Source organism: Lysobacter sp. yr284, assembly GCF_900107375.1.
GTDB lineage: Bacteria > Pseudomonadota > Gammaproteobacteria > Xanthomonadales > Xanthomonadaceae > Lysobacter.
Genome location: NZ_FNPT01000033.1, coordinates 25,582 through 36,540 on the forward strand (window position 1 = coordinate 25,582; position 10,959 = coordinate 36,540).

Genomic DNA, 10,959 nt, shown 5'->3' on the forward strand with positions numbered 1-10,959 from the left:
CGGGCGCTCGCGCGGACAGGCGAACCGGCCGTTCCGGCAAGGCCTGCGGCCGCGCTGCGGGCTTGCCTGTGCAACCCGCAATCGATGCGCTAACTTGCATCGGTCACGTTTGCGACGCATGCCCGCGCCGCGCCTGTGGCGGCTCCTGCGCGATGCAAAGCCGCGCCGGCGCTGGCTCTGCGCGATTTCCGCGGCGCGAGGCGCTGGACAAGTGGCGGGTTGCCGCAGGGCGGGGCCGCCGCTACCATTTCTCGGTTATCCGTAGCGCCGATCCGGCGTGATGGGCCCGGCAGGGCTCGCCAGCCACCTCGCAGTGCCCGCATGGTCCGCGCGTCCCCTCCAGGGCGGCGCCGGCGCCGGGGACGGGGGCAGCCCGCGGAGCGCGCGTTAGATCACCACACTGATTTATTCGGGGCTCGAACTGATGAAAGCCGGTCGTTTCAAGCAGTGGGCAGCGGGCGTCGCCGCAATGGCGTTGCCGGTCCTGGCGTTCGCGCAGGCGGCCGATCCCAAGCCGTGGCAGTTGAACATGGGCAAGGGCGTCACCGCCCAATCGATGAACGCCCACTCCGCGCACATGCTGGCGCTGTGGATCTGCGTCGTGATCGGCATCCTGGTCTTCGGCGCGATGGCCGTGGCCATGTTCAAGTTCCGCAAGTCCAAGGGCGCCGTGCCCGACAAGGACTTCGTCCACAGCACCAAGCTGGAGATCGTCTGGACGGTCGTGCCGGTGGCGCTGCTGGTGCTGATGGCGTTCCCCGCCACCAGCAAGCTGATCAACATGTACGACACCCGCGACTCGGCGATGACGGTGAAGATCACCGGCTACCAGTGGATGTGGAAGTACGAGTACCTCGGCGAGGGCGTGGCCTTCACCAGCCGCCTGGACCGCAAGAGCGACCAGCTGCGCCAGGGCGGCAAGATCGTCACCGCCGCCGACCACGAGCACTACCTGCTCGACGTCGACAACGTGCTGGTGCTGCCGACCGACACCAAGATCCGCTTCGTGATCACCGCCGACGACGTGATCCACGCCTGGTGGGTGCCGGCGCTGGGCTGGAAGCAGGACGCGATCCCGGGCATCGTCAACGAGGCCTGGACCGACATCAAGGAGCCGGGCGTCTACCGCGGCCAGTGCGCCGAGCTGTGCGGCAAGGACCACGGCTTCATGCCGATCGTCGTGCGCGCGCTGCCCAAGGCCGAATACCAGCAATGGCTGGCCGAGCAGAAGGCCAAGAACGCTCCGGCGCCGGCTCCGGCCGCCGCGCCTGCGGCCGCTCCCGCCGCTCCCGCCGCCGCCCAGGCCCAGCCTGCCGGCACTGCCAGTTCCGATGCCCCGGCCGCCGCCCCGCAGGGCGCCGCGACCGCCGGTTGATCGTCCGCATTTCTCAGAGGTAGGTCATGGCAGCCACGCATCCCGTCGCCGATCACCACGATCATCACGATGATCACGCCCACCAGCAGGGCTTCATCGAGCGTTGGTTCTTCTCGACCAACCACAAGGACATCGGCACGCTGTATCTGATCTTCAGCTTCGTGATGTTCATCATCGGCGCAGCCATGTCGGTGGTGATCCGCGCCGAGCTGGCGGAACCGGGCCTGCAGTTCGTCAAGCCCGAGTTCTTCAACCAGATGACCACGATGCACGCGCTGGTCATGATCTTCGGCGGCGTCATGCCGGCGTTCGTCGGCCTGGCCAACTGGATGATCCCGCTGCAGATCGGCGCGCCGGACATGGCGCTGCCGCGCATGAACAACTGGTCGTTCTGGATCCTGCCGTTCGCCTTCACCCTGCTGCTGATGACCCTGTTCCTGCCGGGCGGCGCGCCGGCCGGCGGCTGGACCTTGTACCCGCCGTTGTCGCTGCAGGGCGGCTCCAACGTCGCCTTCGCGATCTTCGCCATCCACATGATGGGCATCAGCTCGATCATGGGCGCGATCAACGTCATCGCCACCATCCTCAACATGCGCGCCCCGGGCGTGGACCTGCTGAAGATGCCGATCTTCTGCTGGACCTGGCTGATCACCGCGTTCCTGCTGATCGCGGTGATGCCGGTGCTGGCCGGCGCGGTGACGATGCTGCTGACCGACAAGTTCTTCGCCACCTCGTTCTTCAACGCGGCCGGCGGCGGCGACCCGGTGATGTTCCAGCACATCTTCTGGTTCTTCGGGCACCCCGAGGTCTACATCATGATCCTGCCGGCGTTCGGCGTGGTCTCGGAGATCATCCCGACCTTCGCCCGCAAGCCGCTGTTCGGCTACCAGGCCATGGTGTACGCGACCGCGTCGATCGCCTTCCTCTCGTTCATCGTGTGGGCGCACCACATGTTCACCGTCGGCATGCCGCTCGGTGGCGAGATCTACTTCATGTTCGCGACGATGCTGATCGCGGTGCCGACCGGCGTGAAGGTGTTCAACTGGGTCACCACGATGTGGCGCGGCTCGATGACCTTCGAGGCGCCGATGCTGTGGGCGGTGGCCTTCGTCATCCTGTTCACCATCGGCGGCTTCTCGGGCCTGATGCTGGCCATCGTCCCGGCCGACTTCCAGTACCACGACACCTACTTCGTGGTCGCCCACTTCCACTACGTGCTGGTGACCGGCGCGCTGTTCTCGATCATCGCCGCGGTCTACTTCTGGTGGCCGAAGTGGACCGGCCGCATGTACAACGAGGGCCTGGCCAAGTTCCACTTCTGGTGGACGATGATCTTCGTCAACCTGCTGTTCTTCCCGCAGCACTTCCTGGGCCTGGCCGGCATGCCGCGCCGCATCCCGGACTACAACGTGGTGTTCGCGGACTGGAACCTGGTCAGCTCGATCGGCGCGTTCGGCATGTTCCTGACGCCGTTCATGATGGCCGGCATCCTGCTGCTGTCGAAGAAGTCCGGCGCCAAGGCCGAAGCCCGCGCCTGGGAAGGCGCCAAGGGCCTGGAGTGGACGGTGCCGAGCCCGGCCCCGCACCACACCTTCGGCACGCCGCCGGTGATCCGCGACGGCGACCTGGCCCACGGCGACATCACCCATTGATCGCGCAGGCGGCGTTGCGATCGCACCGATCGCAGCGCCGGCCGCACGGGAGCCGACCATGACCCCGATCCAGGAACCGCAGGACCTCGCCCAGCGCCGCTCGGCCGCGCGGCGGACCGCGCTGTGGGTCGGCGCGGTCGCGGTCGCGGTGTACGTGTTGTTCATCCTCAGCGGCGTGCTGGGATTGTCCAAATGACCGACGCTCAGGGCCCGCGCGAACCGCAGCCGCCGCAGGACCTCGACGAGGTCCGCCGGCAGGCGTCGCCGAAGATGACCAAGCTCATGGTCGGCGTGGCGCTGGGCGCGTTCGCCTTCACCTTCGCCCTGGTGCCGCTGTACCGCATCGCCTGCGAGAAGGTGTTCGGCATCCGCCTGGAACGCGGCGTGGCCGAGGCCGACCGCGGCGGCCACGCGGTCAGCGACCGCATCGTCACCGTGCAGTTCGACGGCAGCGTCAATTCCAAGCTGCCGTGGGACTTCCGCCCGCACGTGGTCAGCATGAAGGTGCGCCCGGGCGAGCAGTACGAAACCACCTATTACGCGCGCAACACCAGCGATGCGCCGATCGTCGGCAGCGCCTCGCCGTCGGTGGCGCCGGCGCGCGCCTCGGGCTATTTCAACAAGACCGAGTGCTTCTGCTTCACCGCGCAAACGCTGCAGGCCGGCGAGTCTCGCGAGATGCCGGTGCGTTTCATCGTCGATCCGAACCTTCCGGCCGGCGTCGAGACCATCACCCTGTCCTACACTTTCTTCAAGAACGACGTGCTCACCGCACGGCTGCAGCAGGGCGCGGTCTCCAAGACCCCGTCCTCGCCGCTGGCCGCGCCTTGAGTTGGCTTCGCACCACCTGACTACGGAACGCCGCCATGGGCCAAGCGCACTCGCCAGACGCCAACATCTACTACGTCCCGCATAGCAGCCGCTGGCCGTTCCTCGGTTCCATCGGTCTGTTCACCCTGATGATCGGCGTGGCCAGCTGGCTCAACGAAGTCAGCTGGGGCAAGCCCACCTTCTTCGTCGGCGTGGCGATGATGATCGCCGTGCTGTTCGGCTGGTTCGGCGACGTGGTCAAGGAGTCGGTGCGCGGCAACTACAACCGGCAGGTCGACGTCTCGTTCCGGATGGGGATGATCTGGTTCATCTTCTCCGAGGTGATGTTCTTCGCCGCGTTCTTCGGCGCGCTGTTCTACGCCCGCCAGCTTGCGCTGCCGTGGCTGGGCGGCGAAGGCGACGGCGTGATGACCAACAGCCTGCTGTGGCCGGAATTCAGCGCGGCCTGGCCGAGCTCGGGCCCGGCCGGCGTCGGCGGCCACTTCCAGACCATCCCGGCCTGGGGCCTGCCGCTGCTCAACACCCTGATCCTGCTGACCTCCGGCTCCACGGTCACCGCCGCGCACCACGCGCTCAAGGGCGGCCACCGCAAGGCGCTGCTGTTCTGGCTGGGCCTGACCGTGGCCCTGGGCTGCCTGTTCCTGTTCTTCCAGGCCGAGGAATACATCCACGCCTACAAGGAACTGAACCTGACCCTGGGCTCGGGCATCTACGGCTCGACCTTTTTCATGCTGACCGGCTTCCACGGCGCGCACGTGACCCTGGGCACGATCATGCTCGCGGTGATCTGGTTCCGCTGCCTGAAGGGCCACTTCGACAAGGACAACCACTTCGCGTTCGAAGCGGTGGCCTGGTACTGGCACTTCGTCGACGTGGTGTGGCTGGGCCTGTTCCTGTTCGTCTACGTGCTGTAAGCGCGGGCGACGCCATCGCAGCGAAAGGCCGGCCCGGTGGCCGGCCTTTCGTTTTCCGGGGCCTGGCTGTTTTGGCGGGAAGTTCTTGCGGGAGGGCCTTCAAGCCCGATGCACTTGTTCCAGCCCGCCGCGACCCGGCCGCAGGGCATCGGGCCTGAAAACCCTCCCACAAGAGCGGGTCCGTGCAGCGACCGGCCGCCGCATCGCGGCGGCGCCGCGAACGGGCGACAATAGCGGTGCGATGTTCGCCGGCTTGGAGGCCGACGGGCTTGGCCACGTCCGGCCAGCCCAGCTTCGGCGGCGGCTGGCGCCGGTATCGCTCAGCCCGGATTCGACCCCACGCCGTGCGGCGTGATCCAACCCATCCAGATCGACACCACCACGATCAGGACCAGCGCGATGGACAGCGCGATGCGGCGGGTCAGGGCGTTGACCGTGCGTTTGCTCTGACCCTTGTCCACCAGCATGTAGTAGAGGCCCGCTCCCAGGTTCCACAGGATGACCGCCAGGAACGCCACCACCAGCAGGATTTTCAGTTCTTGGCTCATCGAAGCCTCGTGCGGCGCGCGCGTGGGTGCGAAAGCCGGATTATCGCAGCACGCCGGGAGCTTGGGGTGAGCCGCCGCGGCAACCTGCTGCTGGGCTGGACCCTGGCGCTGGCGGCGATCGCGCTGTTCGCCAACCTCGGCCTGTGGCAGGCGCGGCGCGCGGTGGAGAAGCAGGCCATGCTCGACGCCGCCGCGCGCGTGCTCGGCGAGCGCCTGCCGCAGCCGCTGTCGGCCGCCGACGATCCGCACCGCGCGCGCGGCTACGACTGGGCCACGGGCCTGGGCCGCTTCGACGAACGCGGGCCGCTGCTGCTCGACAACCAGCAGCGCGGCGGCCGCGCCGGCGTGCGCGTCTACCGGATCTTCGTGCCGCGCGCCGGCCTGCCGCTGCTGGTCGACCTGGGCTGGCTGCCGCTGGGCGGCGAACGCAAGCTGCCGACGGTGCCGCGCCCGCAGGGCGAACTGGCCCTGCGCGGCCTGCTCAGCGCGCCGCCGTCGGTTGGCATTCCGCTCGGCCCCGGCCTCGGCCGCGAAGGCGAGGGCTGGCTGCTGACCCGCGTGGACACCCGCGCGATCGCCGCCGCGACCGGCCTGTCGGCGCCGCTGGCGCCGCGGGTGCTGCGCCTGGACCCGACCCTGCCGCTGGGCTACGAGCGCGACCTGGAACTGCTCAGCAACACCTTGCCGCCGGACAAGCACCGCGGCTATTCCCTGCAGTGGTTCGCACTCGCCGCGGCGGTGCTGGCCACCGCGCTGATCCTGACTTTCCGGCGTCCGCGCCGCGGAACCGACCGATGACCGAACCCCTGCCTCCCGCGAACGAGCCCGCCGCGCGCGTCCCCGACGCCCAACGCAACCGCAACCGCCTGACCTTGCTGCTGATCGCCGCGTTCTTCCTGGTGCCGATGCTGGTCGCCGGGATCATGCGCTTCACCGACCGGCATCCGGCGATCAACCGCCAGCACGGCGAACTGCTCGCGCCCAAGCCGGACCTGCGCGAACTGGCGCCGAGCCTGGCCGACGGCAAGCCGTATCCGTGGAATCCCGAAGCGCGGGTGTGGCGCATCCTGGTCGCGCCGCGGCCGGACTGCGCTGAGGCCTGCGCCAAGTTGTCGCACGAGCTGGACACGGTCTGGCAGCTGTTCGGCAAGGACGCGGACCAGGTCGACATCCTGTGGCTCGGCGAGCCGCCGGCCGGCGCCGCGCGCCCGGCCTCGCTGCGCGTGCTCGGCCCCGCGCCGCAGCTGCGCGAGCGCCTGCCGCGGCTGGACGACCCGGCCGGCACCCCGGTCTATGTGGTCGACCCGAACGGCTTCGTGATTCTGCGCTACGCTCCCGGCTTCCAACCCGGCGGGCTGCGCACCGACCTGAGCCGGCTGCTGAAACTGATGTAACGACCGGCCGGCGCGGCCCGCGGCGGGCGCCCGGCGCCGCCGTCCCGCGCACGGCGTACCCAGCGAGACCAAGCCAAAGCAATGAGCGTATCCAGCCTCACCGGCCTGAGCAGTTCCGGCCTGTACAAGAATTTCCACCGCATCGCCTGGCTGGCGGTGGCGCTGGCGCTGTGCGTGATCGTGTTCGGCGCGTTCGTGCGCCTGTCCAACGCCGGCCTGAGCTGTCCCGACTGGCCGACCTGCTACGGCCGCGCCGCGTGGCCCTCGCACGCCGACGATGCGGTCGACCACGTCGCTACCCAGATCCGCCCGGTCGAGGTGCACAAGGCCTGGCGCGAGCAGTTCCACCGCATGATCGCCGGCCTGCTCGGCGTGCTGGTGCTGACCCTGGCGTTGGTGTCGGCGCGCCGGCGCAGCAAGGGCATGGCGCAGATCGCGCTGGCCTCGTTGCTGGTGGCGATCGGCATTCCGCTGTACATGAAAGGGCAGCACGTCGCCGCCTCGGCGCTGGCCATCGTCGGCGAGGCGATCCTGATCGCCGCGGCCGCGCGCTGGAGCAACACCGACCTGTCGCGGGTCTCGGCGCTGACGCTGGCGGTGATCATCTTCCAGGCCCTGCTCGGCATGTGGACGGTGACCTGGCTGCTGAAACCCATCGTGGTGATGGCGCACCTGCTCGGCGGGCTGCTGACGTTCTCGCTGCTGGTGTGGACCGCATGGCGCGCGACCAACCTGCCGATCCGCCTGGCCGACGCGCCGCGCCTGCGCGGCTGGATCGCGCTGGGCATCGCCATCCTCGGCGTGCAGATCGCGCTCGGCGGCTGGACCAGCGCGAACTACGCGGCGCTGGCCTGCGGCAACGATTTCCCGACCTGCGTCGGCCAGTGGTGGCCGCGCCACGACTTCGGCGAGGCCTTCGTGCTGTGGCGCGGCATCGGCGTGGACTACGAAGGCGGCATCCTCGACGGCGAGGCGCGCATCGCGATCCAGCTCGCCCACCGGATCATGGCCGGCGTGGTGTTCGTCTACCTCGCGGCGCTGACGCTCAAGCTGTTGCGCACGCCGGGCCTGCGCGGCTGGGCCACGCTGCTGGGCGCGCTGCTGTTGCTGCAGGTCGGCCTGGGCATCGCCAACGTCAAGCTCGGCCTGCCGCTGGCGGTGGCGGTGGCGCACAACGGCGGCGCCGCGCTGCTGCTGTTCGCGCTGGTGTCCCTGCTCGCGCGCCTGCGCACGCCGGAGCCGTGATGAACGCCGCGCCGCGACCCACCGCCAAGCAGTACTGGGACCTGACCAAGCCGCGCGTGGTCGCGCTGATCGTGTTCACCGCCATCGTCGGCATGTTCATGGCGGTGCCGGGCTGGCCGCCGCTGCGCGAGTCGGTGCTGGGCTTCCTCGGCATCTGGCTGGCCGCGTCCTCGGCGGCGGCGATCAACCAACTGCTGGATTCGCGCATCGACGCCAAGATGGCGCGCACGTCCTGGCGGCCGATCGTGGCCGGGCAGGTCACGCCGCGCCAGGCGCTGGTGTTCGCGCTGACGCTGGCGGCGGCGTCGATGGCGATCCTGGTGCTGTGGGTCAACGCGATCACCGCCGCGCTGACCTTCGCCTCGCTGATCGGCTACGCGGTGGTCTACACCGTCTACCTCAAGCGCGCCACGCCGCAGAACATCGTCATCGGCGGCATCGCCGGCGCCGCGCCGCCGCTGCTGGGCTGGGCCGCGGTGACCGGCATGCAGGGCGAATGGGACTGGGCGCATGCGCTGCTGCTGGTGCTGATCATCTTCGTCTGGACCCCGCCGCACTTCTGGGCGCTGGCGATCTTCCGCCGCGCCGACTACGCCCGCGCGATGGTGCCGATGCTGCCGGTCACCCACGGCGTGCAGTACACGCGCTGGCAGATCCTGTTCTACACCGTGCTGCTGGTGGCGGTGACGGTGCTGCCGTGGGCGGCGGGCATGAGCGGGCTGTTCTACCTCGGCGGCGCGCTGGTGCTCGGCGCGATGTTCCTGTACTACGCCTGGAAGCTGATGGACCCGCCGGACGAGTTGTACGCGATGAAGGTGTTCAACTACTCCATCGTCTACCTGATGGCGCTGTTCGCGTTCCTGCTGGCCGACCACTGGCTGCTGCCGGCGCTGCAGCCGGCGGCGGCGTTCGAGTTGCGCGCGGTCGGCTGAGCCGCGGCGCCGCCAACTGCGGCGGGTTGCGGCGCAAGCGTTCGACACGCCGGCCGATCCGCGCAGGTATCGCGCAGGCCCATCGACGATCCGCCGCAGGCGCACGATTGCGTTCGCGCGCCGTCGAGAGGCGGCTTGTCGAGCCGGCCCGCACTGGCGGAGCGCGGCCCGGGCGTGCCTATACTCGCGGCACTGTTTCGCCGATGGGGAGATCGGTGCCGATGATGCGACACGAGAATTCGAAGGCGCCGCGCGCGGCGCGGACCGGACTGGCGCTGGCCTGCGCGGCGCTGTCGCTGGCGCTGGCTTCGCCGGCGCTCGCGCAGCAGGCCCCGGACACGCTGGTGGTCACCGCGGCCCGGTTGTTCGACGCGAGCAACGGGCGCTTGATCGACAACCCGCAGATCGTGATCCGCGACGGACGCATCAGCGCGGTCGGCCGCGCCGGCGATGCCGCGCCCGAGGGCGCGCGCCGCCTCGACCTGCCCGGCATGACCGTGCTGCCGGGCCTGATCGACATGCATGTGCACCTGGATTCGGACCCCAGCTACGGCGGCTACACCGGCCTGCAGTTCAACGACCGCTTCTGGTCGGTGCTGGCGGTCAAGCACGCGCAGCAGACCTTGCAGGCCGGCTTCACCACCGTGCGCAACGTCGGCGCCGACGCCTGGAACGACGTCGGCCTGCGCCAGGCCATCGACGAGGGCAAGCTCGCCGGCCCGCGCATCGTCACCGCCGCCTATTCCTTCGGCGCCACCGGCGGGCATTGCGATTCGACCTATTTCCCGCCGTCGATGGCGCAGAAGAACCCGTACAACGCCGACTCGGCGGCGGAAGCGCGCAAGAGCGTGCGCGAGCTGCGCAAGTACGGCGCGCAGGTGATCAAGATCTGCGCGACCGGCGGTGTGTTCTCGCGCAACACCGAGCCCGGCCAGCAGCAGATGAGCTTCGAGGAAATGAAGGCGGTGGCCGACGAGGCGCACCAGTGGGGCCTGCGCGTGGCCGCGCACGCGCATGGCGCGGCCGGCATCCGCGACGCGATCCGCGCCGGCGTCGACACCATCGAGCACGCCAGCCTGATCGACGAGGAAGGCATCCGCCTGGCCAAGCAGCACGGCGCGTGGCTGTCGATGGACATCTACAACACCGACTACACCCAGGCCGAAGGCAAGAAGAACGGCGTGCTCGAGGACAACCTGCGCAAGGACCGCGAGGTCGGCGACATCCAGCGCGAGAACTTCCGCCGCGCCCATGCGGCCGGGGTGAAGATGGTCTACGGCACCGACGCGGGCGTGTATCCGCACGGACTCAACGGCAAGCAATTCGCGGTGATGACGCGCTACGGCATGAGCCCGGCGCAGGCGATCCGCGCCGCCACCTTCGACGCGGCGCAGGCGCTGGGGCGCAAGGACGTGGGCCTGATCGAAACCGGCCGCTGGGGCGACCTGGTCGCAGTCGCCGGCGACCCGACCCAGGACGTGCGCCTGCTCGAATCGGTGCCGGTGGTGGTCAAGGGCGGCGAGGTGGTGAAGGACGCGCGCTGAGCGCGGTCCGGGCGGCGTAGCCGGCGCAGGCAAGCGGCAGGTTGCATCAGTCCGCCCGATCGGGTGATTCCGGCGGAGGCCGTAATCCATTTTGATCTTGCCGTTGCCGTTGCCGTTGCGGCTGTTGTTGCCGTTGCTGCCGTTGCCGTTGCTGTTGGCTCGGACGCAACCCCAAGCAAAGCACACGCCCCGCAGCCCCGCAGGGCGTGCGCATGGATGCGCACGCGCGCCATGGGGCAGGATGCCCCTTATGGCGCGGCCCCGCGCCGCTGTGAGCCCTAGTGGCTTTTGATTCGAAACAGCAATGCCTTTTCTTTGGTTACTTTCTTTGTGGCTTTGGACAAAGAAAGTGACCCGGCCGCTTGCGGACGGAAGCTTTGGATGTTCGCTTGTCGTCACACGTAGGAACACGCAAAGCCCGAACCCACCGCGGCACGCCCCCTGTAGGAGCGGCGCAAGCCGCGACCGCGCCATCGCAGCGATTGCGAAGGTTTCGTCGTAGTTGCATTGTCGCGGTCGCGGCT

11 protein-coding genes are annotated in these 10,959 nt (G+C 69.2%); 10 read left to right on the forward strand and 1 reads right to left on the reverse strand.

The features are described from left to right. The first annotated feature begins 424 nt into the window (after positions 1–424). Genes coxB through BLV01_RS24340 form a run of 5 tightly spaced genes read left to right on the forward strand, consistent with a single transcriptional unit; the run spans position 425 to position 4,772 of the window. Entirely contained in the window at positions 425–1,375 is a 951-nt protein-coding gene (coxB, locus tag BLV01_RS24325; RefSeq protein ID WP_091806391.1) for a cytochrome c oxidase subunit II, read from the forward strand. 26 nt (positions 1,376–1,401) lie between these two features. Next, positions 1,402–3,027: a cytochrome c oxidase subunit I gene (gene ctaD, locus BLV01_RS24330; RefSeq protein WP_091806394.1), complete on the forward strand. Its 1,626-nt coding sequence runs from the start codon at positions 1,402–1,404 to the stop codon at positions 3,025–3,027. Between the two features lie 58 nt (positions 3,028–3,085). Continuing rightward, positions 3,086–3,223 carry a hypothetical protein gene (locus BLV01_RS26525; RefSeq protein WP_175486245.1) on the forward strand — a complete coding sequence of 46 codons (138 nt, stop codon included), beginning with the start codon at positions 3,086–3,088 and terminating at the stop codon, positions 3,221–3,223. Beyond that, a complete protein-coding gene (locus tag BLV01_RS24335; protein WP_091806397.1) occupies positions 3,220–3,858 on the forward strand; it encodes a cytochrome c oxidase assembly protein in 639 nt (212 codons plus the stop codon). Before BLV01_RS26525 ends, BLV01_RS24335 begins: the two co-directional genes overlap by 4 nt. Positions 3,859–3,893: 35 nt before the next feature. Next, entirely contained in the window at positions 3,894–4,772 is an 879-nt protein-coding gene (locus BLV01_RS24340) for a cytochrome c oxidase subunit 3 (protein WP_091806400.1), read from the forward strand. 320 nt (positions 4,773–5,092) lie between these two features. Here the strand turns inward: BLV01_RS24340 and BLV01_RS24345 are convergent, their stop codons facing one another. Next, positions 5,093–5,320, reverse strand: coding sequence for a twin transmembrane helix small protein (locus tag BLV01_RS24345; protein ID WP_091806403.1), 228 nt, complete (start codon positions 5,318–5,320; stop codon positions 5,093–5,095). Between the two features lie 66 nt (positions 5,321–5,386). Between BLV01_RS24345 and BLV01_RS24350 the strand changes: the two genes are divergently transcribed. The 5 genes from BLV01_RS24350 (at position 5,387) to BLV01_RS24370 (ending at position 10,435) form a co-directional block, all read left to right on the forward strand. After that, on the forward strand, positions 5,387–6,118 hold the full coding sequence (locus tag BLV01_RS24350; protein WP_091806406.1) for an SURF1 family protein: 732 nt from the start codon (positions 5,387–5,389) through the stop codon (positions 6,116–6,118). Then, entirely contained in the window at positions 6,115–6,714 is a 600-nt protein-coding gene (locus BLV01_RS24355; protein ID WP_254782763.1) for a hypothetical protein, read from the forward strand. The genes BLV01_RS24350 and BLV01_RS24355 overlap by 4 nt, the downstream gene beginning before the upstream one ends. 81 nt (positions 6,715–6,795) lie before the next feature. Beyond that, complete coding sequence (locus tag BLV01_RS24360; protein WP_091806409.1) at positions 6,796–7,959, forward strand: COX15/CtaA family protein; 1,164 nt, start codon at positions 6,796–6,798, stop codon at positions 7,957–7,959. Continuing rightward, positions 7,959–8,891, forward strand: a complete 933-nt coding sequence (locus BLV01_RS24365; RefSeq protein ID WP_091806412.1) for a heme o synthase — start codon at positions 7,959–7,961, stop codon at positions 8,889–8,891. The genes BLV01_RS24360 and BLV01_RS24365 overlap by 1 nt, the downstream gene beginning before the upstream one ends. 224 nt (positions 8,892–9,115) lie before the next feature. Continuing rightward, on the forward strand, positions 9,116–10,435 hold the full coding sequence (locus BLV01_RS24370; protein ID WP_091806425.1) for a Xaa-Pro dipeptidase: 1,320 nt from the start codon (positions 9,116–9,118) through the stop codon (positions 10,433–10,435). Positions 10,436–10,959: the final 524 nt, after the last annotated feature.